Source organism: Bacillus sp. FSL W8-0223, from assembly GCF_038006805.1.
Taxonomy (GTDB): Bacteria; Bacillota; Bacilli; order Bacillales; family DSM-4216; genus Bacillus_O; species Bacillus_O smithii.
Window position 1 is genome coordinate 136,991 of record NZ_JBBOVX010000001.1, and the last position, 25,198, is coordinate 162,188.

Below are 25,198 nucleotides of genomic sequence, written 5' to 3' on the forward strand. Positions count from 1 at the left end.
TGTTACTTTGGAGGATGTTTCAATATGTCTTATGAAAAAGTAGCACAGGCAAAAAAAGTGATTATAGGAACAAAACAAACAGCAAAAGCCATCAAGAATAATCGTGCCCTAGAAGTAGTCGTTGCTTCCGACGCTGATAGCAGAGTCGTTGAAGCAGTGATTCAAGAAGCGAAACAATCGAATGTACCTATTACTTATGTCAGTTCGATGAAAAAGCTCGGAAAAGCTTGTGGGATCGATGTTGGTGCAGCGGCTGTTGCTATTGTCAATGAATAGCGTTTTTGTAGATGACTACAAAAACTTTGTTTTTGCCAAAAAATGAACCACCTGGATGTGTGGGCTTAAACAAAAACGAAGGGAGGAAAATTTCATGCCTACAATTAACCAATTAGTACGCAAACCTCGTAAATCTAAAATAACTAAATCTAAATCTCCGGCGCTTAATAAAGGATTAAACAGCTTTAAGAAAGTACAAACAGATGTATTTTCGCCTCAAAAGCGCGGAGTATGTACACGTGTTGGTACAATGACTCCGAAAAAACCGAACTCTGCATTGCGTAAATACGCTCGTGTTCGTCTGTCAAACGGTATTGAGGTTACTGCTTATATTCCTGGTATCGGACATAACCTCCAAGAACACAGCGTTGTGCTCATTCGTGGAGGACGTGTAAAAGACTTACCAGGGGTTCGTTATCATATTATTCGTGGAGCATTAGATACTGCGGGTGTTGAAAACCGCAAACAAGGCCGCTCAAAATACGGTACGAAAAAACCAAAAGAGAAAAAATAATGCACAAATAATCAGTATCGAAAGGAGGAAATCATATGCCTCGTAAAGGACCAGTGGCAAAAAGAGACGTTTTGCCAGATCCCATTTACAATTCAAAGCTAGTCACTCGTTTGATCAATAAAATTATGATCGACGGAAAAAGAGGAAAAGCGCAAAAAATTCTTTACTCTGCATTTGATATCATTCGTGAACGTACAGGCAAAGATCCTATGGAAGTGTTTGATCAAGCACTTAAAAATATCATGCCTGTATTAGAAGTAAGAGCACGTCGTGTTGGTGGAGCCAACTATCAAGTTCCGGTTGAAGTTCGTCCAGAACGTCGCACCACTTTAGGACTTCGTTGGTTAGTGAACTATGCTCGCCTCCGTGGTGAAAAAACCATGGAAGAACGTTTAGCAAATGAAATTATAGATGCTGCCAACAATACAGGCGCAGCTGTGAAAAAACGTGAGGATACTCACAAAATGGCTGAAGCTAACAAAGCTTTTGCACATTATCGTTGGTAAGAATGGACCGACACTTGCTGTTTCTTGAAATTTCGTCAGAGGGGATTTATTTATCCCCTTATGATGGATAAGGGTGTTGGACCTGAATTTTTGTTCTGAATCTCCTTGAAACTTACGAGATGATCGGGAGATTGCTAGCGGGATTTATTTTATTATTTTGTGAAGGAAGGAGAAAGACAACATGCCAAGAGAGTTCTCCTTAGAAAAGACTCGCAATATCGGTATCATGGCTCACATTGACGCCGGTAAAACAACAACAACTGAGCGTATTCTTTTCTATACGGGACGCATTCATAAAATTGGGGAAACCCATGAAGGTGCATCCCAAATGGACTGGATGGAGCAAGAACAAGAACGCGGTATTACGATCACTTCTGCCGCTACGACTGCTCAATGGAAAGGTCATCGTATTAATATCATCGATACTCCTGGGCACGTGGATTTTACTGTAGAAGTTGAACGTTCCTTGCGCGTACTTGACGGTGCCGTAGCTGTTCTTGATGCCCAATCCGGGGTTGAACCGCAAACAGAGACTGTTTGGCGCCAAGCTACTACATACGGAGTTCCCCGTATTGTGTTTGTCAATAAAATGGACAAAATCGGAGCAGACTTTTTATATTCTGTTAAAACGCTTCATGAGCGTCTTCAAGCAAATGCGCATCCTGTCCAACTTCCAATTGGTGCGGAAGATCAATTTGAAGCGATTATTGACCTGATTGAAATGAAAGCATACTATTATGCTGACGATTTAGGTTCTAGTATCGAAGAACGTGAAATTCCAGATGACTACAAAGAACAAGCAGAAGAATATCGTAACAAACTAATCGAAGCTGTTGCGGAACTGGATGAAGACTTAATGATGAAATACCTTGAAGGTGAAGAAATTACAAACGAAGAATTAAAAGCAGCTATTCGAAAAGCAACAGTCAATGTTGAATTCTTCCCTGTGTTCTGTGGTTCTGCTTTTAAAAACAAAGGTGTTCAGCTAATGCTGGACGGTGTGATCGATTATCTTCCGTCTCCAGTGGATATTCCATCTATTAAAGGAACGATCCCGAATACAGACGAAGAAGAAGAACGCCATGCAAGCGATGACGAACCATTCTCTGCTTTGGCGTTTAAAGTAATGACTGACCCTTATGTTGGTAAATTAACGTTCTTCCGTGTTTATTCTGGAACGTTGAACTCTGGTTCTTATGTATTGAACTCGACGAAAAATAAACGTGAACGCGTTGGACGTGTTCTTCAAATGCACGCTAACCACCGCCAAGAAATCTCAACCGTTTATGCGGGAGATATTGCAGCGGCTGTTGGTTTAAAAGATACTGGAACTGGAGATACTCTATGTGATGAAAAGAACCCAATTATTTTGGAATCCATGGAATTCCCGGATCCGGTTATTAAGGTTGCCATTGAGCCGAAATCAAAAGCCGACCAAGATAAAATGTCCATCGCATTAAGCAAGCTGCAAGAAGAGGACCCAACATTCCATGCCCATACTGATACGGAAACAGGTCAAACCATTATCGCAGGTATGGGAGAACTTCATCTTGATATTATCGTCGACCGTATGAAACGGGAATTCAAAGTAGAAGCGAATGTAGGCGCTCCTCAAGTTGCTTATCGCGAAACGTTCCGTAAATCTGCTCAAGTGGAAGGAAAATTCGTTCGTCAATCCGGTGGTCGTGGTCAATACGGACATGTTTGGATCGAATTTTCGCCAAATGAAGAAGGAAAAGGTTTCGAGTTCGAAAATGCGATTGTCGGAGGAGTTGTTCCTCGTGAATATATCCCAGCTGTACAAGCCGGTTTGGAAGACGCTATGCAAAACGGTGTTTTAGCTGGTTATCCTTTAATTGACATCAAAGCAAAACTCTTTGATGGTTCTTACCATGATGTCGACTCCAGTGAAATGGCGTTCAAAATTGCGGCGTCTATGGCGTTGAAGAACGCTGCTTCAAAATGTGATCCGGTTCTTCTTGAACCAATCATGAAAGTAGAAATTATTATTCCTGAAGAATATTTAGGAGATATCATGGGCGATGTCACTTCCAGACGCGGAAGAGTGGAAGGCATGGAAGCTCGCGGAAATGCTCAAGTTGTAAAAGCGTTTGTACCGCTTGCTGAAATGTTTGGTTACGCAACATCCTTGCGTTCCAACACTCAAGGTCGCGGAACATACACTATGCACTTCGATCATTACGAAGAAGTTCCGAAGAGCATCGCTGAAGAAATTATTAAAAAAAATAAAGGCGAATAATTGATTTATAGTGAGCAATAAAGTATAAATAACATTGTAAGTTATGGTATCTTTGAAGATAGGGACACTTCTATCTTCAAAGCCCCATATATATATACTTAACCTTATTTTGTAAAAGGAGGATTCCCTAATGGGTAAAGCAAAATACGATCGCTCAAAACCACACGTTAATATTGGTACAATCGGTCACGTTGACCATGGTAAAACAACTTTGACTGCTGCTATTACCACTGTTCTTGCTAAACAAGGTAAAGCAGAAGCTCGCGCATATGATCAAATCGACGGTGCTCCTGAAGAACGTGAACGCGGTATTACTATTTCTACTGCACACGTTGAATATGAAACAGACAACCGTCACTATGCACACGTTGACTGTCCAGGACATGCTGACTACGTTAAAAACATGATCACTGGTGCTGCTCAAATGGACGGGGCTATCCTTGTTGTATCTGCAGCTGATGGTCCTATGCCTCAAACTCGCGAACACATTCTTCTTTCTCGTCAAGTAGGTGTTCCTTACATCGTTGTATTCTTAAATAAATGCGACATGGTTGACGACGAAGAATTACTTGAATTAGTTGAAATGGAAGTTCGCGATCTTCTTTCTGAATATGAATTCCCTGGTGACGACATTCCTGTCATCAAAGGATCTGCTCTTAAAGCTTTAGAAGGAGATCCTGAATGGGAAAGCAAAATTATTGAATTAATGGATGCAGTAGACGAATACATCCCAACTCCAGAACGTGAAGTTGACAAACCGTTCATGATGCCAGTAGAAGACGTGTTCTCTATCACTGGACGCGGTACTGTTGCAACTGGTCGTGTAGAACGCGGTCAATTGAAAATCGGAGACGAAGTAGAAATTATCGGTTTATCTGATGAACTTAAGAAAACGACTGTTACTGGGGTTGAAATGTTCCGTAAAATTCTTGACTATGCAGAAGCTGGTGACAACATCGGTGCCCTTCTTCGTGGTATTTCCCGTGAAGAAGTTCAACGCGGTCAAGTATTAGCAAAACCAGGAACCATTACTCCTCATACAAAATTTAAAGCGCAAGTATATGTTTTGTCTAAAGAAGAAGGTGGACGTCATACTCCATTCTTCTCAAACTATCGCCCTCAATTCTATTTCCGTACTACTGACGTAACGGGAATTATCACTCTTCCAGAAGGCGTAGAAATGGTTATGCCTGGTGATAACGTTGAAATGACAGTAGAATTGATTGCGCCAATCGCTATTGAAGAAGGAACAAAATTCTCTATCCGTGAAGGCGGACGTACAGTAGGCGCTGGTTCTGTATCTAGTGTCATTGAATAATTAATCATCGGGTACTATTATAATATGAGAGCAACAGGCGATATTAGTCGTCCTGTTGCTTTTTTATGTGCGCCCGGCATGTACATGAACTATAGGGTGTAAGTCCCGAACCCCGAAGACAGAAGTAGAGGTTAGCCAAGAGCAAGGGTGTCCGTGGTGACGCGGAATCTGAAGGAAGCTGGAGGCAAAACACCGGTCCGAGGAACACGAACCTCATATAAGGCTAGGTATGATGGAGTGAGTTTGCATAACAAAACAAAGCTCTTTCTGTCGAAGGTCATATCGAGTAAATGAGGCGGATAGATGGTGTGAAAGTGCATGTACTTACCCGGGGAGGTCTGGCGGATATGTGAAGTACTCTTCATAACCTACTTAGTGATAAGTAGCTGAACCGTCAGAAGTCAGCAGAGGTCATAGTATTAGTTGGTCTAGAACAACTAAGAAGGACCGAACAATTAAGAGAGAATAGCCCTTGGTATTCAGTGAGTCATGATGAACACAGAAAACGTAGTACCTCACTTGAGGGAGGAAGCGGTGAATCCCGTGGGAGACCTCTTGGAGGGTGGAGTGACCACTGGCATAAAGAGAACAGCTATTCACGGAAGTTATAAAGACTTGCGTCCATTATCTTAATTGAACCGCCGTATACGGAACCGTACGTACGGTGGTGTGAGAGGACGGGAGTTAATCGCTCCCTCCTACTCGATTAGTTTGAATCTTGCGGGCTGAATGGTTTCCAGCGTGAATCCTCAAAGGATTGGCGTTTTTTACCGCCGTCTTGAATTCATCATGTTATCCAAGTATAATGGTTACGGCTTGCCTCTTTGTATGTGCAAAAATGTGTTGCTATTGTACTGTATTTTATGTATAATAGACAATGTTGGTTTTTGACTGCGATGAAGTGGAAGGTTGCTGACACACCCGGCCGCTTTGCCATGGCGAGTGTGTGAGGAAATTTCCATGGAGAATGTCTATTTGAAAATAGGCGGAGAAGGAGGGAAAATAATGGCAAAACAAAAGATTCGCATTCGTTTAAAAGCTTATGATCACAGAATTTTAGATCAATCTGCTGAAAAGATTGTGGAAACTGCGAAACGCTCTGGCGCTGCAGTATCTGGTCCGATTCCGTTGCCAACGGAAAAATCGGTTTATACAATTCTTCGTGCGGTGCACAAATATAAAGATTCTCGTGAACAATTTGAAATGCGTACTCATAAGCGTCTGATTGATATTGTGAATCCAACACCACAAACTGTTGATTCACTTATGAGATTAGATCTTCCATCTGGTGTTGACATTGAAATTAAATTGTAAAGATAAAGCAGATCATTATTAGGAGGTGTGACTGATGACCAAAAAAGGAATCTTAGGAAGAAAAATTGGCATGACGCAAGTGTTTGCAGAAAATGGTGATTTAATTCCGGTAACTGTTGTCGAAGCAACTCCGAATGTTGTGTTGCAAAAGAAAACAGTTGAAACGGACGGTTACGAAGCTATTCAATTAGGATTTGAAGATCTACGCGAAAAATTAGCTAACAAACCGCAAAAAGGCCATGCTGCAAAAGCAAACACTGCTCCTAAGCGCTTCATTCGCGAAATTCGCGGGGTTGATCTCAGCCAATATGAAGTTGGTCAAGAAGTCAAAGTTGATATTTTCGCTGAAGGCGATGTAGTAGATGTTACAGGAGTAACTAAAGGAAAAGGATTCCAAGGGGCTATTAAACGCCACGGACAATCTCGCGGTCCAATGGCTCACGGTTCTCGTTATCATCGTCGCCCTGGTTCGATGGGTCCAATTGCTCCGAACAGAGTATTTAAATCAAAAGAACTTCCTGGACGCATGGGCGGAGAACAAGTAACGATTCAAAATCTTGAAATCGTAAAAGTGGATCCTGAACGTAATGTGATCCTTATTAAAGGCAATGTTCCTGGACCGAAAAAATCATTAGTAAAAATCCAAACTGCGGTTAAATCATTATAAAATCTGATGAAAGAAAGGAGGAAACAGGAATGCCAAAAGTAGCTTTATACAATCAAAGCGGAACACAAGTAGGAGATATCGAATTAAATGATTCCATCTTTGGTATTACACCAAATGAACATGTATTGCATGAAGCAGTCTTAATGCAAAGAGCTTCATTGCGCCAAGGTACTCATAAAGTGAAAAATCGCTCGGAAGTAAGCGGCGGAGGACGCAAACCATGGCGTCAAAAAGGAACTGGCCGTGCTCGCCAAGGATCCATTCGTGCACCTCAATGGCGCGGAGGCGGTACTGTGTTTGGTCCGACACCACGCAGCTACAGCTATAAGCTTCCAAAGAAAATGCGCCGTTTGGCCATCAAATCAGCGCTTTCTTCTAAAGTGAATGAAAATAACATTGTAGTAGTGGATGCGTTGAAATTTGATGCTCCAAAAACAAAAGAATTTGTAAAGGTCCTTAAAAACTTTTCAGTAGATACAAAAGCGCTTGTTGTAACGGATGGTTCCGACGAAAACGTTTTGCTTTCAGCTCGCAACATTCCTGGAGTGACAGTTGTTGATACGAACGGCATCAATGTAATAAACGTACTAGATCATGATAAATTAATCATGACAAAATCTGCCGTTGAAAAAGTAGAGGAGGTGCTTGCATAATGGATGCCCGCGATATTATTAAGCGCCCCGTCATTACTGAACGTTCAATGGATCAAACATCTCAAAAAAAATACACTTTTGAAGTTGATGTAAAAGCGAACAAAACTCAAGTGAAACAAGCTGTCGAAGAAATTTTCGACGTGAAGGTAGCAAAAGTCAACATTATGAACTATAAAGGAAAATTCAAACGCATGGGACGTTATGCAGGATATACGAACAAACGTCGCAAAGCGATTGTTACGTTAACTCCTGAAAGCAAAGAAATTGAATTATTAGAAGCCTAATTCAAAAGAAGAGGAGGGAATAAAGAATGGCGATCAAAAAGTACAAACCAACTAGCAACGGTCGTCGCGGCATGACGGTATCTGATTTTGCCGAAATCACAACGGATACTCCAGAGAAATCGTTGCTAGCGCCTTTAAATAAGAAAGGCGGCCGCAACAACCAAGGGAAAATCACTGTTCGTCATCAAGGCGGCGGTCATAAACGCCAATACCGGATCATCGACTTTAAACGTGATAAAGATGGTATACCAGGACGCGTTGCTACTATTGAATACGATCCGAACCGTTCAGCCAATATTGCTTTGATTAACTATGCGGATGGAGAAAAACGCTATATTTTGGCTCCAAAGAATTTAAAAGTCGGAATGGAAGTTATGTCTGGCCCTGATGCTGACATTAAAGTTGGAAATGCACTGCCGCTTGCCAACATTCCAGTCGGTACAATTATTCACAACATCGAATTAAAACCTGGAAAAGGTGGACAATTAGTTCGTTCTGCCGGAACATCTGCACAAGTACTTGGGAAAGAAGGAAAATATGTACTTGTTCGTTTGACTTCCGGTGAAGTAAGAATGATTTTAGCTGCTTGCCGTGCTACAATCGGCCAAGTTGGTAACGAACAACATGAATTAATTAATATCGGAAAAGCCGGACGTTCTCGTTGGCTTGGTAAACGCCCAACTGTTCGCGGATCTGTTATGAACCCGAACGACCATCCACACGGTGGTGGGGAAGGACGTGCTCCAATTGGACGTAAAACTCCTGTTACGCCATGGGGTAAACCGACTCTTGGATATAAAACTCGCAAGAAAAACCATAAAGGCGATAAATTTATCGTACGCAGCCGCAAAAAATAATAAGATTGCACTACGGTTCGATTTAAGAGCCGTAGAACAATCAAGAAGGGAGGTACCAATATGGGTCGCAGCTTGAAAAAAGGACCATTTGTTGATGACCATTTAATGAAAAAGATTGAAAAATTGAATGAAAGTGATAAGAAGCAAGTAATTAAAACTTGGTCTCGTCGTTCAACGATTTTTCCATCTTTTATCGGACATACAATTGCTGTTTACGATGGTCGTAAACATGTGCCTGTATACATTACTGAAGATATGGTAGGCCATAAGTTGGGAGAATTTGCACCAACTCGTACTTTCAGAGGCCATGCCGGTGACGACAAGAAAACAAGACGTTAATGAGGGGAGGTTATCCTAATGCAAGCTAAAGCTGTTGCAAAAACAGTTCGAATTGCTCCTCGTAAAGCTCGCTTAGTGGTTGATTTGATCCGAGGAAAGCAAGTAGGTGAAGCTGTTGCGATTTTACGTCTTACTCCAAAAGCAGCATCTCCTATCGTTGAAAAAGTATTAAAATCTGCTGTTGCGAATGCAGAACATAACTATGACATGGACGTAAACAATCTTGTGGTTTCTGAAGCCTATGTGGATGAAGGTCCGACTTTAAAAAGATTTCGTCCTCGCGCTATGGGAAGAGCTAGCCAAATTAATAAACGCACAAGCCACATTACGATCGTGGTATCAGAAAAAAAGGAGGGATAATTCGTGGGTCAAAAAGTACATCCTAACGGTTTGCGTATTGGTGTAATCCGTGATTGGGATTCGAAATGGTACGCAGAAAAAGATTACGCAGACCTTTTACACGAAGACTTAAAAATTCGTGAATATATTGCAAAACGCCTAGAAGATGCATCCGTTTCCCGTGTGGAAATCGAACGTGCGGCAAACCGTATCAACATCACGATTCATACTGCAAAACCTGGAATGGTTATTGGTAAAGGCGGTACTGAAGTTGAAGCTCTCCGCAAAGCTTTAAACGATTTAACCGGAAAACGAGTTCACATCAATATTGTCGAAATTAAGAAAGCTGATTTAGACGCTAAATTAGTTGCAGAAAACATCGCTCGTCAACTTGAAAACCGTGTATCTTTCCGTCGTGCACAAAAACAAGCAATCAGTCGTGCTATGCGTGCAGGCGCTAAAGGAATCAGAACAATGGTTTCAGGACGTTTAGGCGGGGCTGATATTGCTCGTTCTGAACATTACAGTGAAGGAACTGTTCCTCTTCATACTCTTCGCGCTGACATTGATTATGCTCATGCAGAAGCTGATACAACTTATGGAAAACTCGGCGTGAAAGTATGGATTTATCGTGGAGAAGTCCTTCCTGCTAAGAAGAAATCTGAGGAAGGAGGAAATTAATATGTTAATGCCAAAACGTGTTAAATATCGCCGTGAACATCGCGGAAAAATGCGCGGACGAGCAAAAGGCGGTACAGAAGTTTCATTCGGAGAATTCGGCCTTCAAGCTCTTGAATCGGCTTGGATCACAAACCGTCAAATCGAAGCTGCCCGTATTGCGATGACTCGTTATACTAAACGTGGCGGTAAAGTTTGGATTAAGATCTTCCCTCATAAACCGTATACGGCTAAACCGTTGGAAGTACGGATGGGTTCCGGTAAAGGGGCTCCTGAAGGATGGGTAGCTGTTGTAAAACCAGGCAAAATCATGTTTGAAATTGCCGGTGTATCAGAAGAAGTTGCACGCGAAGCGCTTCGTCTTGCATCTCACAAACTGCCGATTAAGTGCAAGATTGTAAAACGTGAAGAAATTGGTGGTGAATCAAATGAAGGCTAATGAAATCCGTGAACTTACCACTGCCGAAATTGAACAAAAAATCAAGTCTTTAAAAGAAGAGCTCTTTAACCTTCGCTTTCAATTAGCGACTGGTCAGCTTGAAAATACTGCTCGTATTCGTGAAGTACGTAAAGCGATCGCTCGTATGAAAACTGTTATTCGCGAAAGAGAGATCGGTGTTAACAATCGATAATTGAAAGGAGGTTTGCCTAATGAGCGAACGTAATAACCGAAAAGTTTATACTGGACGCGTTGTTTCTGACAAAATGGATAAAACTATTACCGTTTTGGTGGAAACATACAAAAAACATTCACTTTACGGGAAACGGGTTAAATACTCGAAAAAATATAAAGCTCATGATGAATTAAATGAAGCAAAAGTAGGCGATATTGTTCGTATTATGGAGACTCGCCCGCTCTCTGCTACGAAACGTTTCCGCTTAGTGGAAATTGTTGAAAAAGCTGTTATCATTTAATTAATTTGTTCGGATTGATGCTCATTCCGAAGGGAGGTTACACAAATGATCCAACAAGAATCCAGATTAAAAGTTGCTGACAACTCTGGAGCTCGCGAAGTTCTTACGATCAAAGTTTTAGGTGGTTCCGGACGCAAAACCGCTAATATTGGTGATGTGATTGTGTGTACGGTTAAACAAGCAACACCAGGAGGCGTTGTCAAAAAAGGCGACGTTGTAAAAGCGGTAATTGTGCGTACAAAACGCGGTGTTCGCCGTTCTGACGGTTCCTACATCCGTTTTGATGAAAATGCTTGTGTCATTATTCGTGATGACAAGAGCCCTCGCGGAACTCGTATTTTTGGACCTGTGGCACGCGAATTGCGCGACAATAACTTTATGAAAATCGTATCTCTTGCTCCAGAAGTAATTTAATAATCCAAATATTTTTCAGGCCTTTCAAGGAGGTGCTACAAAATGCATGTAAAAAAAGGCGATAAAGTAATGGTGATCTCCGGTAAAGATAAAGGAAAAACTGGGGTTATCCTAGCGGCATTTCCTAAGAAAAACCGCGTGATTGTGGAAGGAGTAAACATTGTTAAAAAACATGCGAAGCCTTCTCAATTGAATCCTCAAGGCGGTATCATCAGCCAAGAGGCACCTATACATGTATCAAATGTTATGCCTTTAGATCCGAAAACGAATGAGCCTACCCGAGTAGGCTATCAAATTGTGGACGGTAAGAAAATTAGAATTGCTAAAAAATCTGGTCAACCATTAGATAAATAGTTTTTAGATGAAGGGAGGTATTCTAAATGAACCGCCTAAAAGAAAAATATCTTAAAGAAATTACTCCTGCATTAATGAAAAAATTCAACTACAAATCTGTTATGCAAGTACCTAAAATCGAAAAAGTAGTTGTCAACATGGGTGTAGGTGACGCTGTACAAAATGCTAAAGCATTAGACAATGCTGTAGAAGAATTGTCACTTATTACTGGACAAAAACCTCTTGTTACCCGTGCAAAAAAATCAATTGCTGGATTCCGTCTTCGCGAAGGAATGCCGATTGGTGCGAAAGTTACCCTTCGCGGCGAACGCATGTATGAATTTCTTGATAAACTAATTTCCGTTTCTCTACCTCGTGTAAGAGACTTCCGTGGTGTTTCTAAAAAAGCGTTTGACGGCCGTGGCAATTACACATTAGGAATTAAAGAACAATTGATTTTCCCTGAAATTGATTACGATAAAGTAAGCAAAGTGCGCGGAATGGATATTGTTATTGTTACGACTGCCAATACAGACGAAGAAGCACGTGAACTGTTGACTGAATTTGGAATGCCATTTCAAAAATAATCGCTCTTAACATACAAAAAGGAGGCGACATCGTGGCTAAAAAATCAATGATCGTGAAACAAAAACGGCCTCAAAAGTTTAAAGTGCGTGAATATACACGCTGCGAACGCTGCGGACGTCCACATTCCGTTTATCGCAAATTTAAACTTTGCCGTATTTGTTTCCGTGAACTCGCATATAAAGGTCAAATTCCTGGCGTGAAAAAAGCTAGCTGGTAATACCCGAATTAGGGAAGGAGGTAAAAACCTATGGTAATGACAGATCCAATTGCAGATATGTTGACTCGTATCCGTAATGCGAATATGGTTCGTCACGAAAAATTAGAACTTCCGGCTTCAAAAATCAAAAAAGAAATCGCTGAAATCTTAAAACGTGAAGGTTTTATTCGTGACGTTGAATACATTGAAGACAATAAACAAGGCATTATCCGTATTTTTCTGAAATTCGGACCGAACAACGAACGCGTAATTACTGGTTTGAAAAGAATCAGTAAACCAGGTTTGCGTGTTTACGCAAAAGCGGACGAAGTGCCTAAAGTTTTAAACGGCTTAGGAATCGCAATTGTTTCCACTTCTCAAGGTGTGTTAACAGACAAAGAAGCACGTGCTAAAAAAGTGGGCGGAGAAGTTTTAGCTTACATTTGGTAATAATTCTCTTTATGAATGGAGGTGCAGCTTAAATGTCTCGTATCGGAAAAAAACCTATTGAAATTCCATCAGGCGTTACTGTTACCGTTGAAAAAAATACCGTAACAGTAAAAGGGCCGAAGGGAAGTCTTACCCGGACCTTTAACCCAGATTTTAACATTGAAGTAAGAGAAAAAGAAATTATTGTAACACGGCCTTCTGATTCAAAAGAACACCGTGCTCTCCACGGAACGACTCGCGCACTTCTGGCCAATATGGTCGAAGGTGTTTCAAAAGGATTTGAAAAATCCCTTGAATTGATCGGGGTTGGATACCGTGCGCAAAAACAAGGTAAAAAACTTGTTTTAAACGTAGGTTACTCACATCCAGTAGAAATAGAACCTGAAGAAGGCATCGAAATCGAAGTTCCTTCTAATACGAAAATCGTCGTTAAAGGGGTAAGCAAAGAGCGTGTAGGCGCCCTTGCTGCCAATATCCGCGATGTTCGTCCACCTGAACCTTACAAAGGAAAAGGTATTCGCTATGAAGGAGAATATGTACGCCGCAAAGAAGGTAAAACAGGGAAGTAATGCCGCTTAGGTAAAGAAAGGAGTGAGCTTTGGTGATTACAAAACCAGATAAAAACAAAGTGCGCAAAAAAAGACATGCACGTGTACGTACGAAAATTTCCGGTACTTCTGCTCGTCCGCGTTTAAATGTTTATCGTTCCAATAAACACATTTATGCTCAGCTGATCGATGATACGAAAGGAGTAACTCTTGCCAGTGCTTCAACATTAGAAAAGGATTTCGATTTAGAATCCACTGGTAATGTCGAAGCTGCAGCGAAAGTGGGAGAACTTATCGCTAAAAAAGCTGTTGAGAAAGGAATTACTTCTGTTGTATTTGACCGTGGTGGATATTTATATCATGGTCGTGTAAAAGCATTGGCTGATGCTGCACGCGAAAATGGCTTGCAATTTTAAGATAAAAGGAGGGAAACTTGAATGCGTCGCATTGATCCAAACAAGCTTGAATTAGAAGAACGCGTTGTTACCGTAAACCGTGTTGCGAAGGTTGTAAAAGGTGGTCGCCGTTTCCGTTTTTCTGCTCTTGTGGTTGTAGGTGACAAAAACGGCCATGTTGGATTCGGAACTGGAAAAGCGCAAGAAGTTCCGGATGCTATTCGTAAAGCGGTTGAGGATGCAAAGAAAAATCTTTTTGAAGTACCAAGAGTAGGAACGACGATTCCTCACGAAGTAATCGGACACTTTGGTGCAGGGGAAATTCTTTTAAAACCTGCATCTGAAGGTACGGGTGTTATTGCCGGCGGTCCTGTTCGTGCCGTATTGGAACTAGCAGGTGTAGGAGATATCCTTTCCAAATCCCTAGGTTCCAACACGCCGATCAATATGGTTCGTGCAACAGTAGACGGATTGAAACAATTAAAACGTGCTGAGGATGTAGCGAAATTGCGCGGTAAATCAGTAGAAGAACTGTTAGGATAAGGAGGGAGTAAAATGGCAAACAAGTTAGCAATTACCCTCACTCGCAGCTTGATCGGTCGTCCAAAAGATCAACGTGAAACAGTTAAAGCATTAGGGCTTCGTAAACTGCATCAAACCGTTGAACATGATGATAATCCAGCCATTCGTGGTATGATCAACAAAGTGTCTCATCTTGTAACTGTGAAAGAACAATAAGGATCGATCATTGAATAAGGAGGTGCTCGAAAAATGAAACTTCATGAGTTAAAACCTGCTGAAGGGGCTCGCAAAAAACGCAATCGTGTAGGCCGTGGTATTGGTTCAGGGAACGGAAAAACGTCCGGAAGAGGTCAAAAAGGACAAAACGCTCGTTCCGGCGGTGGTGTGCGTTTAGGTTTTGAAGGTGGGCAAACACCTTTATACAGAAGACTTCCAAAACGCGGCTTTACGAATATCAATCGAAAAGAATATGCTATTGTGAACCTGGAAGCATTAAATCGCTTTGAAGACGGTACAGAAGTAACTCCAGAACTTCTGATTGAAACAGGGGTTGTCAGCAAAGAAAAAGCAGGTATCAAAATTTTAGCGAAGGGTGCTATTGAGAAAAAATTAACGGTAAAAGCTCATAAGTTCTCTTCTGCTGCTAAAGAAGCTATTGAAGCTGCCGGCGGTAAAGCCGAGGTGATTTAATGTTTCGTACAGTCTCCAATTTTATGCGCGTGGGTGATATAAGAAAAAAAATTATATTCACCCTTCTTATGTTGATTGTGTTCCGTATCGGAACCTTTATCCCAGTGCCGAACGTTAATGCCGATGTATTTAAAATGCAAGAGCAGGTCGGACTTGTTGGCTTTTTAAATACTTTCGGGGGCGGTGCATTGAAAAACTTCTCCATTTTTGCAATGGGGATCATGCCCTACATTACTGCCTCCATTATTGTTCAATTGCTTCAGATGGATGTAGTTCCGAAATTCACGGAATGGTCGAAGCAAGGTGAAGTAGGAAGAAGAAAACTGAATCAGTTTACTCGTTATTTTACGATTGTACTAGGCTTCATTGAAGCTCTGGGAATGTCGTATGGATTCAATCGTTTATATGGAGGGCTGTTAATTGTAGGTAATGGCATTGGCACCTATCTCCTGATTGCTCTTGTATTGACGGCCGGCACCGCCTTCTTAATGTGGCTGGGAGAGCAAATTACCGCTAAAGGGGTCGGCAACGGAATCTCAATCATTATTTTTGCGGGAATCGTAGCAGGTATTCCAAACGGTATTAACCAAATTTATGCGCAGCAACTTCAAAATGCTGGAGATCAATTGTTCTTAAAAATTATTGTCCTACTTCTGATTGCTGTCGCCGTCTTAGCGATTGTGGTCGGTGTTATTTTTGTTCAGCAGGCTTTGCGAAAAATTCCTATTCAATACGCTAAACGTCTTGTTGGAAGAAGCCCTGTTGGAGGACAATCTACGCATTTGCCGTTAAAGGTTAATGCAGCCGGAGTAATCCCGGTTATCTTTGCGATCTCGTTTCTCATTGCTCCTCAAACGATTGCAACTTTCTTTGGAAACGAGAAAGTCACAAGTACGATCCATAATATTTTTGATTATACAAAACCTGTCGGCATGTTGATTTATGTCGCATTGATCATTGCGTTTTCTTATTTTTACGCTTTTGTGCAAGTGAATCCAGAACAATTAGCAGATAATCTAAAAAAGCAAGGCGGGTATATTCCGGGTATTCGGCCCGGCAAAAATACGCAAGATTATTTAACACGCGTTTTGTATCGTCTTACCTTTGCAGGGTCCATATTCCTTGCAGTGGTAGCTGTACTTCCTGTTTTCTTTGTTGATATTGTAGGACTTCCCCCTTCATCACGCATTGGAGGCACCAGTTTGTTGATCATTGTCGGGGTTGCCTTGGAAACGATGAAACAATTAGAAACGCAGCTTGTAAAACGTCACTACAAAGGGTTTATCAAATAGCTTGTTTCGATGATATATATGAACTTATTTAACCTGAGGGGGTAGAAGAGTGAATCTTGTATTAATGGGGCTGCCGGGTGCCGGAAAAGGTACGCAAGCCGAAAAAATTGTCGAGAAATACGAAATCCCTCATATTTCTACTGGAGATATGTTCCGTGCAGCTATGAAGGAGGGTACGGAGCTGGGTTTAAAAGCCAAGTCTTATATGGATAAAGGCGAGCTAGTTCCCGATGAAGTGACTATTGGCATCGTTCGCGAACGTCTAAGCAAAGACGACTGCAAAAAAGGATTTCTATTAGATGGATTTCCAAGAACCGTTGCTCAGGCTGAAGCGTTAGAGTCCATTATGAGCGATCTTGGAAAAAAGATCGATTATGTGATCAACATTGATGTCGATAAAGATTTACTGTTGGAACGGTTGACAGGACGCAGAATTTGCAAAAGCTGCGGATCCACCTATCATTTAGTCTTTAATCCTCCTAAAGTGGCTGGCAAATGTGACCGATGCGGAGGAGAACTGTATCAACGGGCTGACGACAATGCGGAAACGGTTCAAAACCGCTTGGATGTCAATTTAAAACAAGCAAAACCTTTGCTTGATTTTTATGGTGAAAAAGGCTATTTGAAAAATATTGACGGCACGCAGGAAATAAATAAGGTATTTGAAGATATTGATCAACTGCTAGGCAAGCTTGCTGATTAATATATTTTTGTTTAGGCTTGATCACAAGTTTCTTGTTGAAAAGCGACCCGTTTATCGGCTATGAAACGTCTTTCAAATTGGTCATCAAGATGAATTCATCATGTGTAGCTGATAGTGGAGTGGTCAACAATGAAAATGAACATTTTCAAGATCGGTTCCACTAGGATGGTGCCGCTTCCTGTTGTGTTTTACAGGAAAGATCGCTTTTATTGACCGTTGCGATAAGAGTTGATTTGTGATGAATTGGGTGATAAAATAAGTGTTTGATCGCCTTGTAGTTTCATTTTAATGAGTGAATCTGTTTTAGGCGGTTGCTGTTTTGTTTGACCACCTGATCAAACGGCTTAAACATACCCTTTTTTAAGTGGTTTTACTTCATATAGATGGTTGTGGCTGTCAGCATGTTTTTTGCAGCTTCGAGCAATGCCTAGACGATGAATCGTGAAGCGGGTCCTACAAGAAGGAAGAAGGGAGACGATACGATGGCGAAAGACGATGTTATTGAAGTAGAAGGTACCGTTACTGAGACTTTGCCAAATGCGATGTTTAAAGTGGAATTAGAAAATGGTCACACGGTGCTTGCGCACGTTTCTGGGAAAATCCGTATGCACTTCATCCGGATTTTGCCCGGGGATAAAGTAACGGTTGAGTTATCTCCGTACGACCTGACACGCGGTAGAATTACGTACCGTTATAAATAGTTTTGCACTCCGAAATAATTAAGGAGGTTTGGAAAATGAAAGTAAGACCGTCTGTTAAACCGATCTGCGAAAAATGCAAAGTCATTCGCAGAAAGGGAAAAGTTATGGTAATCTGTGAAAATCCAAAACATAAACAAAAACAAGGTTAATTTTGAAGGAGGTGCTCTTATATGGCACGTATTGCTGGTGTAGATATCCCGCGTGATAAACGTGTTGTGATTTCTTTAACTTATATTTATGGTATCGGTAAATCTACTGCTCAAAAAATCTTGGCAGAAGCTGGTGTTTCTGAAGATACTCGCGTTCGTGATTTAACAGATGAAGAAGTGAACAAAATCCGTGATCTTGTCGATAAATTAAAAGTTGAAGGAGATCTTCGCCGCGAAGTATCGCTGAACATTAAACGTTTAATGGAAATCGGCAGCTATCGTGGACTTCGTCATCGCCGCGGTTTACCTGTTCGTGGACAAAATACGAAAAACAATGCCCGCACACGTAAAGGTCCGCGCAAAACTGTAGCGAACAAGAAAAAATAATAGGTAAAGGAGGTAACACCAACAATGGCTCGTAAAACAACTACTCGTAAACGTCGTGTCAAAAAGAATATTGAAACTGGAATTGCGCACATTCGCTCTACATTTAACAATACGATTGTCACTATTACTGACGTCCATGGGAATGCTGTCGCTTGGTCAAGTGCAGGGGCTCTTGGTTTCAAAGGTTCCCGTAAATCCACTCCATTCGCAGCACAAATGGCAGCAGAAACAGCTGCAAAAGCTTCCATGGAACATGGAATGAAATCTCTTGAGGTAACAGTAAAAGGACCCGGTGCTGGACGTGAAGCTGCGATTCGTGCACTTCAAGCTGCCGGACTGGAAGTTACAGCAATTAAAGATGTGACTCCTGTACCTCATAATGGATGCCGTCCGCCAAAACGTCGCCGTGTTTAATTTTTCTGTATATTATTTGTATCTCTGTCAATAATGGGATACTAATGATATTTTTGTTTAAACAGAAAAAATCTTTTCATTGTGCACAATCGGGAACGAAAACATGGGGAATTTCGGTGATTGTTCTAGCCGGGGTTTCGACGTTTTAAAGGAGGGTATAATTGAATGATCGAGATTGAAAAACCAAAAATTGAAACGGTTGAGATCAGCGATGATGCCACTTATGGGAAGTTCGTCGTAGAACCACTTGAGCGTGGATATGGTACAACTTTGGGTAACTCCTTACGTCGTATCCTATTATCCTCACTCCCAGGTGCCGCTGTCACATCTATTCAAATAGACGGAGTTTTGCACGAGTTTTCAACAGTTGAAGGCGTCGTTGAAGATGTAACATCCATCATTTTGAACATAAAAAAATTAGCTTTAAAAATATATTCTGATGAAGAAAAGACGCTTGAAATTGATGTGCAGGGTGAAGGTGTTGTGACCGCTGCAGATATTACCCATGACAGCGATGTGGAAATTTTAAACCCTGATTTACACATTGCTACATTGGCGGAAAACGGCAGTTTGCGCATGCGGTTAACAGCGCGGCGTGGGCGCGGCTACACTCCAGCTGATCAAAACAAACGCGAAGATCATCCAATCGGCGTGATCCCGATAGATTCTATTTATACTCCAGTTTCAAGAGTGAACTATCAAGTAGAAAAGACGAGAGTTGGTCAAGTCGCCAACTACGATAAACTTTCGCTTGATGTCTGGACTGACGGCAGTATTGGACCGAAGGAAGCCGTTTCCCTTGGCGCCAAAATTTTAACAGAGCATTTAAATATCTTCGTTAATTTGACCGATGAGGCTCAAAATGCTGAAATTATGGTCGAAAAAGAAGAAGATCAAAAAGAAAAAGTTCTGGAAATGACGATCGAGGAATTGGATCTATCCGTTCGTTCCTACAACTGTCTAAAACGTGCGGGCATCAATACAGTACAAGAATTGGCAAATAAAACGGAAGAAGATATGATGAAAGTCCGAAACCTTGGACGAAAATCATTAGAAGAAGTAAAAGCCAAGTTAAATGAACTTGGGCTAAGTTTGCGTAAAGACGATTAATCATACGATTTTGTTATAGATAGCTCAACAAAGGAGGGAATCTTCATGTCTTATAGAAAGCTAGGACGTACAAGCGATCAGCGGAAAGCATTGCTTCGCGATTTGACAACAGATTTAATCATTAACGAACGCATTGAAACAACAGAAGCGCGTGCAAAGGAATTGCGCTCTGTCGTAGAAAAAATGATTACACTTGGCAAACGCGGAGATTTGCATGCTCGCCGTCAAGCAGCTGCCTTCTTGCGTCATGAAGTAGCAGATACTATTGAAGTAGAAGGTGCAGATGGAAAGAAAAAGGAAAAACCGGTTTACGCTTTGCAAAAATTGTTTAACGACGTCGCACCTCGTTATCAAGAACGCCAAGGCGGTTACACTCGCATTATGAAAATCGGACCTCGTCGTGGCGACGGTGCACCTATGGTCGTTATTGAATTAGTTTAATGACGAAGGTAGACCATTGGGGCGGGACAGTTGACAGCAACTGACCACTGCCCTTTTTCTATATTTTTAATGTACGCGATTGCAACAAAGCTTGAGCGTTATGATGAGCAATGATAAGACTCGTCTAGCTCGTGCGCCTCTTTTATTCGACATTCGTGAAAAGAGGCGCGGGCTTTTTTTGTATTTTTCGAAAATTATAATAAGATCATGCTGCTCTGCGGGCTGCAAAACAACGGTTTGATGGCGGGCTGATCTTCAGAGAAGAGATAATGCTTAGCCTGTTAATGAAGTACTTAGCAGTGGATGTTTGGTTTATTTTGCAAGGTTCTGTTTTTCGCCGGTTGTGCGGCAATCTGAGGGCGCTTTTCGTCTCTTTAGAATCCTGTTAAATGAACCAAATATCTACCTTGGGCGCGCCAGCTTTTTATGGCACGTTTTAATGATGTCGATATGTGTCCGACTTTTGCTTCATCGTTTTGTCAAACTGTGGTATAAAGGAAAAGAAAGCAGGGACGGGTTCGTTTAGGGGGGGATTCGAATTGAAAAGAGAAATAGTTGTTCAGATTGAGCACGTATTTTTTCGTTATCCTGAACAACCGAGATATGCTCTTGAAGACGTAAGTCTATCGATCGCGAAAGGGGAATGGCTGGCGATCGTCGGCCATAACGGATCCGGGAAATCTACTTTGGCCAAATTACTAAACGGTCTTCATTTTCCTGAAAAAGGGAAAATTGTGGTGGGCGACATTTTGTTAGGGGAAGATACCGTTTGGGACATTCGCAAAAAAGTGGGGATGGTGTTTCAAAATCCTGACAATCAATTTGTAGGTACAACGGTGGAAGATGATGTCGCGTTCGGTTTGGAAAATAATGGTGTAGATCATGATGAAATGGTCATAAGAGTGCAAGAATCCTTGGAGAAAGTAGGAATGAGCGCTTTTGCCAGACAAGAACCGCATCATCTTTCTGGAGGGCAAAAACAGCGTGTGGCGATTGCCGGCGTTCTGGCGTTAAGACCGGATATTATTCTCCTAGACGAGGCTACATCTATGCTGGATCCCCGTGGCAGAGAAGAAGTTTTGGCTACGGTAAGAGAATTGAAGGAGGATCGCAATCTAACCGTTGTGTCGATTACACATGACTTGGAAGAAGCGGCAAAAGCGGATCGTGTGATCATTTTAAATAAAGGAAAGGTTTATAAAGAGGGAACTCCTGAGAAAATTTTTCAAATGGACGAAGAGCTGATAGCGCTCGGTCTTGATATCCCCTTTTCGGTCAGAATGAGCAAAGAGCTACGTTCACGGGGACTTCATATTCCCCAAAATCATTTGACAGAAGATGAGTTGGTGAATGATTTATGGACATTAAACTTCAACATGTAGAATATCGATATTCGGCCGGAACTCCATTTGAACGTTTTGCGCTCAAGGATGTTTCATTCGATATACCGGAATGGACATTTCTTGCTGTCATCGGCCATACCGGTTCCGGGAAATCAACTCTTTTGCAGCATTTAAATGCTCTTTTGCAACCGACAAGCGGGCAAGTAAAAATAGGGGAGAACGTGATTGAGGCAGGCAGAAAAAATAAGAATTTAAAACCGATAAGGCAAAAAGTAGGGATTGTCTTTCAATTTCCGGAACACCAATTGTTTGAGGAAACCGTTGAAAAAGATATTTGTTACGGACCGATCAATTTTGGGGTGCCGGAAGAAGAGGCGAAACGGCGAGCGCGTCTGGCAGCTAAGAAAGTAGGGCTGCCGGAGGATGTACTGCAGAAATCTCCATTTGACCTGTCAGGCGGCCAAATGAGAAGAGTGGCGATTGCTGGCGTACTGGCGATGGAACCGGAAGTGCTCGTTCTTGATGAACCGACCGCCGGTTTGGATCCGCGGGGAAGGCGGGAAATCATGGATCTCTTTTACAAGCTTCACCAAGAGAAAAAAATGACAACCATTTTAGTCACCCACAGTATGGAAGATGCTGCCTTATATGCTGATGAAATCGTCATTATGCATCAAGGAAAACTGGCCAGAAAAGGAAAGCCAGAAGAGATCTTTTCTTCCCCCGAGGAATTGTTTGGCTTAGGATTAAACGTGCCTGATGTTGTGAAGTTTCAATACATGTTTGAAAAAAAATCAGGAATCCGTTTAGGAAAAACGTGTTTATCCGTTCAAGAATTAGCTGATGAGTTGGAGCGGTTGTACAAGCGGGGTGGTCAGCCATGATGGAAAAGATGATTTTTGGACGCTATGTACCGGGAGATTCCATTGTACATAGGCTGGATCCGCGCTCAAAACTTGTCTTTGTGATTGCTTTTGTGTGTATTGTGTTTTTGGCCAATAATATGGCGACCTATGGCATTTTAACCGCATTTACGGTTTTCCTTATCTTTTTGTCCCGCATTCCGTTTCGTTTTTTGCTGGCGGGGTTGAAGCCGATTTTATGGTTGATCTTGTTTACGTTTTTACTTCAACTCTTTTTTACAAGAGAAGGGCCTCTCGTTTTTCAGCTGGGATTTATCAAATTTTATCAAGTGGGAATCCAGCAGGGAGTTTTTATCTCGTTGCGCTTTTTCATTCTGGTGTTGGTCACATCTTTATTGACGCTGACGACGACACCAATTTCGATTACGGACGGGCTGGAAAGCCTTCTTGGACCGTTTAAAAAAATCAAGCTTCCTGTCCACGAACTGGCGTTGATGATCTCGATAGCACTGCGGTTCATCCCTACTCTTATGGATGAGACAGAAAAAATTATGAAGGCGCAGACGGCTAGAGGAACTGATTTTTCCGGAGGGCCACTTAAAGAAAGGATCAGAGCGGTTGTACCGCTATTAATTCCGCTGTTTGTCAGTTCTTTTAAACGTGCGGAAGATCTTGCCGTGGCCATGGAGGTGCGAGGCTATAAAGGCGGAGAAGGACGTACCAAATATCGTCTGTTGACTTGGAAACTTCGCGATACTTTTGTTCTTGTGATCATCGTTATTTTTGCTGTGGTGCTATGGCTATTAAGAAGCTAGACGGAGTGTCCTATATGGTTAGAATGAAATGTGTGATTTCGTATGATGGTTCAGGCTTTGCCGGTTATCAAATTCAACCGGCTAAAAGAACGGTCCAATCGGAAATAGAATCAGCATTAAAGGTCCTACATAAAGGAGAAGCAGTAAAAGTGACAGCATCGGGTCGGACCGATGCTGGCGTTCACGCTCGCGGTCAAGTGATCCATTTTGATACGTCCCTTCCGATTCCGGAAACAAAGTGGGTGCAAGTGTTAAATAGCATTTTTCCTGAAGATATTGCAGCCATTCAAGTAGAAGCGGTCGACGATGCCTTTCATGCGCGCTTTTCTGCAACGGGCAAAGAATACCGCTATCGACTGTATACCACTCCCCACCGCGATCCTTTAAAGAGGTTTTATGCCTATCATTTCCCTCATTCATTAAATATAGAGGCGATGGAAGAGGCAGCTCGTTATTTAACGGGAACGCACGATTTTACGAGCTTCTGTTCAGCTAAGACGGAGGTCAAGGATAAAGTACGAACCATCCGCAAAATAGCGATTGTCCAAGAAGGGGAGGAGATTGTTTTTCAGCTGGTCGGAAACGGTTTTTTGTACAATATGGTCAGGATTATCGTCGGCACTCTTTTGGAATGTGGGACAGGAAAACGATCTCCAGAGGAAATCCCTGAAATCTTAGAAGCGAAGGATAGATCGAAAGCCGGGAAAACCGTTCCGCCAGAGGGACTGTATTTGTGGAACGTATTCTATGACAACTAATCCAGGCGTAACATTTTCTTGACATTGCTTTTAGAAACCTTTATCATAGATACGGTATGTTATTTAGCCCCACGATAAGCCCCGGAAACTTATTCGTGTTTTTAAATAAATCATATGAAACGACTTTGATTATATGGGAGGGTAAAAAACATGCGTACGACGTATATGGCGAAAGCAAATGAAATCGAACGTAAATGGTACGTTGTAGACGCCGAAGGCCAAACTTTGGGACGTCTTGCAAGTGAAGTAGCATCTATTTTGCGCGGTAAGCATAAACCAACTTACACACCGAATGTTGATACTGGTGACCACGTAATTATTATTAATGCGGAAAAAATTGAATTAACTGGCAAAAAATTAACGGACAAAATTTATTATCGCCACTCTCAACATCCAGGCGGATTAAAAGCTCGTACAGCTTTAGAAATGCGGACGAACTATCCTGAGAAAATGCTTGAATTAGCCGTTAAAGGAATGCTTCCAAAAGGCTCCCTTGGACGTCAAATGTTTAAAAAATTGCATGTCTATGCTGGTCCGGAACATCCACATCAAGCGCAAAAACCGGAAAATTATGAACTTCGCGGATAATTGAAAGAGGAGGGTATTAATTTGGCACAAGTTCAATATTACGGAACAGGTCGTCGTAAAAGCTCAGTTGCTCGCGTTCGTTTAGTTCCTGGCGATGGACGTATCGTCATTAACGGCCGCGATGTTGAAAATTATATTCCATTTGCAGCTTTACGTGAAGTGATTAAACAACCTTTAGTGATTACAGAAACGCTTGGAAATTATGATGTATTAGTAAACGTAAAAGGCGGCGGTTATACTGGTCAAGCAGGCGCTATTCGCCACGGAATCGCTCGTGCGCTGCTTCAAGCTGATCCGGAATATCGTCAACCACTAAAACGTGCAGGACTCTTGACTCGCGATGCACGCATGAAAGAACGTAAGAAGTATGGTCTCAAAGGCGCTCGTCGTGCACCACAATTCTCAAAACGTTAATTGTACGTATCAAAGGCTCTCAATCTTTATGGTTGGGGGTCTTTTTTATTTAGAAGAAATTGTATTCACTCTAGATGGCAGTAATGATCCTCCCTTCTACGCCAAGATAACAAGCATCGTATAGTTTCTTTTTTTTGTCGAAAAATAGGACAAAGGAGGATTCT

40 protein-coding genes are annotated in these 25,198 nt (G+C 41.8%); all 40 read left to right on the forward strand.

Annotation, left to right across the window (positions count from 1 at the left end; translation table 11 throughout):
- Positions 1 to 24 precede the first annotated feature (24 nt).
- On the forward strand, positions 25 to 276 hold the full coding sequence (locus NST81_RS00650) for a 50S ribosomal protein L7ae-like protein (protein ID WP_003354792.1): 252 nt from the start codon (positions 25 to 27) through the stop codon (positions 274 to 276).
- Positions 277 to 370: 94 nt separating this feature from the next.
- Positions 371 to 790: a 30S ribosomal protein S12 gene (gene rpsL, locus NST81_RS00655; protein WP_003354791.1), complete on the forward strand. Its 420-nt coding sequence runs from the start codon at positions 371 to 373 to the stop codon at positions 788 to 790.
- A gap of 35 nt (positions 791 to 825) precedes the next feature.
- Complete coding sequence (gene rpsG, locus NST81_RS00660; RefSeq protein WP_341027678.1) at positions 826 to 1,296, forward strand: 30S ribosomal protein S7; 471 nt, start codon at positions 826 to 828, stop codon at positions 1,294 to 1,296.
- Between the two features lie 181 nt (positions 1,297 to 1,477).
- On the forward strand, positions 1,478 to 3,556 hold the full coding sequence (fusA, locus tag NST81_RS00665) for an elongation factor G (protein ID WP_341027679.1): 2,079 nt from the start codon (positions 1,478 to 1,480) through the stop codon (positions 3,554 to 3,556).
- Positions 3,557 to 3,686: 130 nt separating this feature from the next.
- Positions 3,687 to 4,874 (forward strand): elongation factor Tu, encoded by a 1,188-nt coding sequence (tuf, locus tag NST81_RS00670; protein ID WP_341027682.1) that lies wholly within the window; start codon positions 3,687 to 3,689, stop codon positions 4,872 to 4,874.
- A 1,005-nt stretch (positions 4,875 to 5,879) separates the two neighbouring features.
- On the forward strand, positions 5,880 to 6,188 hold the full coding sequence (gene rpsJ, locus NST81_RS00675) for a 30S ribosomal protein S10 (protein WP_003354783.1): 309 nt from the start codon (positions 5,880 to 5,882) through the stop codon (positions 6,186 to 6,188).
- 34 nt (positions 6,189 to 6,222) lie between these two features.
- Positions 6,223 to 6,855, forward strand: a complete 633-nt coding sequence (gene rplC, locus NST81_RS00680) for a 50S ribosomal protein L3 (RefSeq protein WP_341027684.1) — start codon at positions 6,223 to 6,225, stop codon at positions 6,853 to 6,855.
- 29 nt (positions 6,856 to 6,884) lie between these two features.
- The gene (gene rplD / locus NST81_RS00685; RefSeq protein ID WP_341027686.1) at positions 6,885 to 7,508 is read left to right on the forward strand and encodes a 50S ribosomal protein L4; all 624 of its coding nucleotides are present in this window, start codon (positions 6,885 to 6,887) and stop codon (positions 7,506 to 7,508) included.
- Entirely contained in the window at positions 7,508 to 7,792 is a 285-nt protein-coding gene (gene rplW / locus NST81_RS00690; RefSeq protein ID WP_341027688.1) for a 50S ribosomal protein L23, read from the forward strand. The genes rplD and rplW overlap by 1 nt, the downstream gene beginning before the upstream one ends.
- A 26-nt stretch (positions 7,793 to 7,818) precedes the next feature.
- A complete protein-coding gene (rplB, locus tag NST81_RS00695) occupies positions 7,819 to 8,649 on the forward strand; it encodes a 50S ribosomal protein L2 (protein ID WP_328202345.1) in 831 nt (276 codons plus the stop codon).
- 60 nt (positions 8,650 to 8,709) lie between these two features.
- A complete protein-coding gene (gene rpsS, locus NST81_RS00700) occupies positions 8,710 to 8,988 on the forward strand; it encodes a 30S ribosomal protein S19 (protein ID WP_048622377.1) in 279 nt (92 codons plus the stop codon).
- A gap of 18 nt (positions 8,989 to 9,006) precedes the next feature.
- A complete protein-coding gene (gene rplV, locus NST81_RS00705; RefSeq protein WP_048622378.1) occupies positions 9,007 to 9,348 on the forward strand; it encodes a 50S ribosomal protein L22 in 342 nt (113 codons plus the stop codon).
- Between the two features lie 3 nt (positions 9,349 to 9,351).
- Positions 9,352 to 10,008 carry a 30S ribosomal protein S3 gene (gene rpsC / locus NST81_RS00710; protein ID WP_003354776.1) on the forward strand — a complete coding sequence of 219 codons (657 nt, stop codon included), beginning with the start codon at positions 9,352 to 9,354 and terminating at the stop codon, positions 10,006 to 10,008.
- Position 10,009: 1 nt separating this feature from the next.
- Positions 10,010 to 10,444 carry a 50S ribosomal protein L16 gene (gene rplP, locus NST81_RS00715; protein ID WP_003354774.1) on the forward strand — a complete coding sequence of 145 codons (435 nt, stop codon included), beginning with the start codon at positions 10,010 to 10,012 and terminating at the stop codon, positions 10,442 to 10,444.
- Complete coding sequence (gene rpmC / locus NST81_RS00720; RefSeq protein WP_003354772.1) at positions 10,434 to 10,637, forward strand: 50S ribosomal protein L29; 204 nt, start codon at positions 10,434 to 10,436, stop codon at positions 10,635 to 10,637. Before rplP ends, rpmC begins: the two co-directional genes overlap by 11 nt.
- 19 nt (positions 10,638 to 10,656) lie before the next feature.
- Complete coding sequence (gene rpsQ, locus NST81_RS00725; RefSeq protein ID WP_003354771.1) at positions 10,657 to 10,920, forward strand: 30S ribosomal protein S17; 264 nt, start codon at positions 10,657 to 10,659, stop codon at positions 10,918 to 10,920.
- 45 nt (positions 10,921 to 10,965) lie between these two features.
- Positions 10,966 to 11,334 carry a 50S ribosomal protein L14 gene (gene rplN, locus NST81_RS00730; RefSeq protein WP_003354770.1) on the forward strand — a complete coding sequence of 123 codons (369 nt, stop codon included), beginning with the start codon at positions 10,966 to 10,968 and terminating at the stop codon, positions 11,332 to 11,334.
- 42 nt (positions 11,335 to 11,376) lie between these two features.
- Positions 11,377 to 11,688, forward strand: a complete 312-nt coding sequence (gene rplX / locus NST81_RS00735; RefSeq protein WP_003354769.1) for a 50S ribosomal protein L24 — start codon at positions 11,377 to 11,379, stop codon at positions 11,686 to 11,688.
- A gap of 26 nt (positions 11,689 to 11,714) precedes the next feature.
- Positions 11,715 to 12,254 (forward strand): 50S ribosomal protein L5, encoded by a 540-nt coding sequence (rplE, locus tag NST81_RS00740; protein WP_003354768.1) that lies wholly within the window; start codon positions 11,715 to 11,717, stop codon positions 12,252 to 12,254.
- Positions 12,255 to 12,286: 32 nt separating this feature from the next.
- The gene (locus tag NST81_RS00745; RefSeq protein WP_003354767.1) at positions 12,287 to 12,472 is read left to right on the forward strand and encodes a type Z 30S ribosomal protein S14; all 186 of its coding nucleotides are present in this window, start codon (positions 12,287 to 12,289) and stop codon (positions 12,470 to 12,472) included.
- Positions 12,473 to 12,502: 30 nt separating this feature from the next.
- Entirely contained in the window at positions 12,503 to 12,901 is a 399-nt protein-coding gene (rpsH, locus tag NST81_RS00750; RefSeq protein WP_003354766.1) for a 30S ribosomal protein S8, read from the forward strand.
- A gap of 32 nt (positions 12,902 to 12,933) precedes the next feature.
- A complete protein-coding gene (gene rplF, locus NST81_RS00755; protein ID WP_048622379.1) occupies positions 12,934 to 13,470 on the forward strand; it encodes a 50S ribosomal protein L6 in 537 nt (178 codons plus the stop codon).
- A 32-nt stretch (positions 13,471 to 13,502) separates the two neighbouring features.
- A complete protein-coding gene (rplR, locus tag NST81_RS00760; protein ID WP_003354764.1) occupies positions 13,503 to 13,865 on the forward strand; it encodes a 50S ribosomal protein L18 in 363 nt (120 codons plus the stop codon).
- A gap of 21 nt (positions 13,866 to 13,886) precedes the next feature.
- A complete protein-coding gene (gene rpsE / locus NST81_RS00765) occupies positions 13,887 to 14,387 on the forward strand; it encodes a 30S ribosomal protein S5 (RefSeq protein WP_003354763.1) in 501 nt (166 codons plus the stop codon).
- A 12-nt stretch (positions 14,388 to 14,399) separates the two neighbouring features.
- A complete protein-coding gene (rpmD, locus tag NST81_RS00770) occupies positions 14,400 to 14,582 on the forward strand; it encodes a 50S ribosomal protein L30 (RefSeq protein ID WP_003354761.1) in 183 nt (60 codons plus the stop codon).
- A gap of 33 nt (positions 14,583 to 14,615) precedes the next feature.
- Positions 14,616 to 15,056 carry a 50S ribosomal protein L15 gene (rplO, locus tag NST81_RS00775; RefSeq protein ID WP_003354760.1) on the forward strand — a complete coding sequence of 147 codons (441 nt, stop codon included), beginning with the start codon at positions 14,616 to 14,618 and terminating at the stop codon, positions 15,054 to 15,056.
- Entirely contained in the window at positions 15,056 to 16,348 is a 1,293-nt protein-coding gene (gene secY / locus NST81_RS00780; RefSeq protein ID WP_048622381.1) for a preprotein translocase subunit SecY, read from the forward strand. The genes rplO and secY overlap by 1 nt, the downstream gene beginning before the upstream one ends.
- 49 nt (positions 16,349 to 16,397) lie before the next feature.
- Positions 16,398 to 17,051 carry an adenylate kinase gene (locus NST81_RS00785; RefSeq protein WP_003354758.1) on the forward strand — a complete coding sequence of 218 codons (654 nt, stop codon included), beginning with the start codon at positions 16,398 to 16,400 and terminating at the stop codon, positions 17,049 to 17,051.
- Between the two features lie 482 nt (positions 17,052 to 17,533).
- The gene (gene infA, locus NST81_RS00790; protein WP_003354757.1) at positions 17,534 to 17,752 is read left to right on the forward strand and encodes a translation initiation factor IF-1; all 219 of its coding nucleotides are present in this window, start codon (positions 17,534 to 17,536) and stop codon (positions 17,750 to 17,752) included.
- 35 nt (positions 17,753 to 17,787) lie between these two features.
- Entirely contained in the window at positions 17,788 to 17,901 is a 114-nt protein-coding gene (gene rpmJ / locus NST81_RS00795; protein WP_003156543.1) for a 50S ribosomal protein L36, read from the forward strand.
- A gap of 21 nt (positions 17,902 to 17,922) precedes the next feature.
- Positions 17,923 to 18,288: a 30S ribosomal protein S13 gene (gene rpsM / locus NST81_RS00800; RefSeq protein ID WP_003354756.1), complete on the forward strand. Its 366-nt coding sequence runs from the start codon at positions 17,923 to 17,925 to the stop codon at positions 18,286 to 18,288.
- Between the two features lie 24 nt (positions 18,289 to 18,312).
- Positions 18,313 to 18,702 (forward strand): 30S ribosomal protein S11, encoded by a 390-nt coding sequence (gene rpsK, locus NST81_RS00805; protein ID WP_003354755.1) that lies wholly within the window; start codon positions 18,313 to 18,315, stop codon positions 18,700 to 18,702.
- Between the two features lie 165 nt (positions 18,703 to 18,867).
- Positions 18,868 to 19,812, forward strand: coding sequence for a DNA-directed RNA polymerase subunit alpha (locus NST81_RS00810; RefSeq protein ID WP_003354754.1), 945 nt, complete (start codon positions 18,868 to 18,870; stop codon positions 19,810 to 19,812).
- A 45-nt stretch (positions 19,813 to 19,857) separates the two neighbouring features.
- Positions 19,858 to 20,253 (forward strand): 50S ribosomal protein L17, encoded by a 396-nt coding sequence (gene rplQ, locus NST81_RS00815; protein WP_003354753.1) that lies wholly within the window; start codon positions 19,858 to 19,860, stop codon positions 20,251 to 20,253.
- A gap of 539 nt (positions 20,254 to 20,792) precedes the next feature.
- Positions 20,793 to 21,635, forward strand: coding sequence for an energy-coupling factor ABC transporter ATP-binding protein (locus NST81_RS00820; RefSeq protein WP_341027702.1), 843 nt, complete (start codon positions 20,793 to 20,795; stop codon positions 21,633 to 21,635).
- Positions 21,611 to 22,480: an energy-coupling factor ABC transporter ATP-binding protein gene (locus NST81_RS00825; protein WP_341027705.1), complete on the forward strand. Its 870-nt coding sequence runs from the start codon at positions 21,611 to 21,613 to the stop codon at positions 22,478 to 22,480. Before NST81_RS00820 ends, NST81_RS00825 begins: the two co-directional genes overlap by 25 nt.
- The gene (locus NST81_RS00830; protein ID WP_341027708.1) at positions 22,477 to 23,274 is read left to right on the forward strand and encodes an energy-coupling factor transporter transmembrane component T family protein; all 798 of its coding nucleotides are present in this window, start codon (positions 22,477 to 22,479) and stop codon (positions 23,272 to 23,274) included. The genes NST81_RS00825 and NST81_RS00830 overlap by 4 nt, the downstream gene beginning before the upstream one ends.
- Before the next feature lie 14 nt (positions 23,275 to 23,288).
- Positions 23,289 to 24,032: a tRNA pseudouridine(38-40) synthase TruA gene (truA, locus tag NST81_RS00835; protein ID WP_327797722.1), complete on the forward strand. Its 744-nt coding sequence runs from the start codon at positions 23,289 to 23,291 to the stop codon at positions 24,030 to 24,032.
- Positions 24,033 to 24,182: 150 nt separating this feature from the next.
- Positions 24,183 to 24,620 carry a 50S ribosomal protein L13 gene (rplM, locus tag NST81_RS00840; RefSeq protein ID WP_003354746.1) on the forward strand — a complete coding sequence of 146 codons (438 nt, stop codon included), beginning with the start codon at positions 24,183 to 24,185 and terminating at the stop codon, positions 24,618 to 24,620.
- 21 nt (positions 24,621 to 24,641) lie between these two features.
- Positions 24,642 to 25,034 carry a 30S ribosomal protein S9 gene (gene rpsI / locus NST81_RS00845; protein ID WP_003354745.1) on the forward strand — a complete coding sequence of 131 codons (393 nt, stop codon included), beginning with the start codon at positions 24,642 to 24,644 and terminating at the stop codon, positions 25,032 to 25,034.
- Positions 25,035 to 25,198: the final 164 nt, after the last annotated feature.

What these genes read in the sequence shown, in the direction of transcription:
- NST81_RS00650 (WP_003354792.1), top strand. Translation starts at nt 25, where the DNA reads ATGTCTTATGAAAAAGTAGCACAGGCAAAAAAAGTGATTATAGGAACA.
- rpsL (WP_003354791.1), top strand. Translation starts at nt 371, where the DNA reads ATGCCTACAATTAACCAATTAGTACGCAAACCTCGTAAATCTAAAATA.
- rpsG (WP_341027678.1), top strand. Translation starts at nt 826, where the DNA reads ATGCCTCGTAAAGGACCAGTGGCAAAAAGAGACGTTTTGCCAGATCCC.
- fusA (WP_341027679.1), top strand. Translation starts at nt 1,478, where the DNA reads ATGCCAAGAGAGTTCTCCTTAGAAAAGACTCGCAATATCGGTATCATG.
- tuf (WP_341027682.1), top strand. Translation starts at nt 3,687, where the DNA reads ATGGGTAAAGCAAAATACGATCGCTCAAAACCACACGTTAATATTGGT.
- rpsJ (WP_003354783.1), top strand. Translation starts at nt 5,880, where the DNA reads ATGGCAAAACAAAAGATTCGCATTCGTTTAAAAGCTTATGATCACAGA.
- rplC (WP_341027684.1), top strand. Translation starts at nt 6,223, where the DNA reads ATGACCAAAAAAGGAATCTTAGGAAGAAAAATTGGCATGACGCAAGTG.
- rplD (WP_341027686.1), top strand. Translation starts at nt 6,885, where the DNA reads ATGCCAAAAGTAGCTTTATACAATCAAAGCGGAACACAAGTAGGAGAT.
- rplW (WP_341027688.1), top strand. Translation starts at nt 7,508, where the DNA reads ATGGATGCCCGCGATATTATTAAGCGCCCCGTCATTACTGAACGTTCA.
- rplB (WP_328202345.1), top strand. Translation starts at nt 7,819, where the DNA reads ATGGCGATCAAAAAGTACAAACCAACTAGCAACGGTCGTCGCGGCATG.
- rpsS (WP_048622377.1), top strand. Translation starts at nt 8,710, where the DNA reads ATGGGTCGCAGCTTGAAAAAAGGACCATTTGTTGATGACCATTTAATG.
- rplV (WP_048622378.1), top strand. Translation starts at nt 9,007, where the DNA reads ATGCAAGCTAAAGCTGTTGCAAAAACAGTTCGAATTGCTCCTCGTAAA.
- rplP (WP_003354774.1), top strand. Translation starts at nt 10,010, where the DNA reads ATGTTAATGCCAAAACGTGTTAAATATCGCCGTGAACATCGCGGAAAA.
- rpmC (WP_003354772.1), top strand. Translation starts at nt 10,434, where the DNA reads ATGAAGGCTAATGAAATCCGTGAACTTACCACTGCCGAAATTGAACAA.
- rpsQ (WP_003354771.1), top strand. Translation starts at nt 10,657, where the DNA reads ATGAGCGAACGTAATAACCGAAAAGTTTATACTGGACGCGTTGTTTCT.
- rplN (WP_003354770.1), top strand. Translation starts at nt 10,966, where the DNA reads ATGATCCAACAAGAATCCAGATTAAAAGTTGCTGACAACTCTGGAGCT.
- rplX (WP_003354769.1), top strand. Translation starts at nt 11,377, where the DNA reads ATGCATGTAAAAAAAGGCGATAAAGTAATGGTGATCTCCGGTAAAGAT.
- rplE (WP_003354768.1), top strand. Translation starts at nt 11,715, where the DNA reads ATGAACCGCCTAAAAGAAAAATATCTTAAAGAAATTACTCCTGCATTA.
- rpsH (WP_003354766.1), top strand. Translation starts at nt 12,503, where the DNA reads ATGGTAATGACAGATCCAATTGCAGATATGTTGACTCGTATCCGTAAT.
- rplF (WP_048622379.1), top strand. Translation starts at nt 12,934, where the DNA reads ATGTCTCGTATCGGAAAAAAACCTATTGAAATTCCATCAGGCGTTACT.
- rpsE (WP_003354763.1), top strand. Translation starts at nt 13,887, where the DNA reads ATGCGTCGCATTGATCCAAACAAGCTTGAATTAGAAGAACGCGTTGTT.
- rpmD (WP_003354761.1), top strand. Translation starts at nt 14,400, where the DNA reads ATGGCAAACAAGTTAGCAATTACCCTCACTCGCAGCTTGATCGGTCGT.
- rplO (WP_003354760.1), top strand. Translation starts at nt 14,616, where the DNA reads ATGAAACTTCATGAGTTAAAACCTGCTGAAGGGGCTCGCAAAAAACGC.
- secY (WP_048622381.1), top strand. Translation starts at nt 15,056, where the DNA reads ATGTTTCGTACAGTCTCCAATTTTATGCGCGTGGGTGATATAAGAAAA.
- infA (WP_003354757.1), top strand. Translation starts at nt 17,534, where the DNA reads ATGGCGAAAGACGATGTTATTGAAGTAGAAGGTACCGTTACTGAGACT.
- rpmJ (WP_003156543.1), top strand. Translation starts at nt 17,788, where the DNA reads ATGAAAGTAAGACCGTCTGTTAAACCGATCTGCGAAAAATGCAAAGTC.
- rpsM (WP_003354756.1), top strand. Translation starts at nt 17,923, where the DNA reads ATGGCACGTATTGCTGGTGTAGATATCCCGCGTGATAAACGTGTTGTG.
- rpsK (WP_003354755.1), top strand. Translation starts at nt 18,313, where the DNA reads ATGGCTCGTAAAACAACTACTCGTAAACGTCGTGTCAAAAAGAATATT.
- NST81_RS00810 (WP_003354754.1), top strand. Translation starts at nt 18,868, where the DNA reads ATGATCGAGATTGAAAAACCAAAAATTGAAACGGTTGAGATCAGCGAT.
- rplQ (WP_003354753.1), top strand. Translation starts at nt 19,858, where the DNA reads ATGTCTTATAGAAAGCTAGGACGTACAAGCGATCAGCGGAAAGCATTG.
- NST81_RS00825 (WP_341027705.1), top strand. Translation starts at nt 21,611, where the DNA reads ATGGACATTAAACTTCAACATGTAGAATATCGATATTCGGCCGGAACT.
- NST81_RS00830 (WP_341027708.1), top strand. Translation starts at nt 22,477, where the DNA reads ATGATGGAAAAGATGATTTTTGGACGCTATGTACCGGGAGATTCCATT.
- truA (WP_327797722.1), top strand. Translation starts at nt 23,289, where the DNA reads ATGGTTAGAATGAAATGTGTGATTTCGTATGATGGTTCAGGCTTTGCC.
- rplM (WP_003354746.1), top strand. Translation starts at nt 24,183, where the DNA reads ATGCGTACGACGTATATGGCGAAAGCAAATGAAATCGAACGTAAATGG.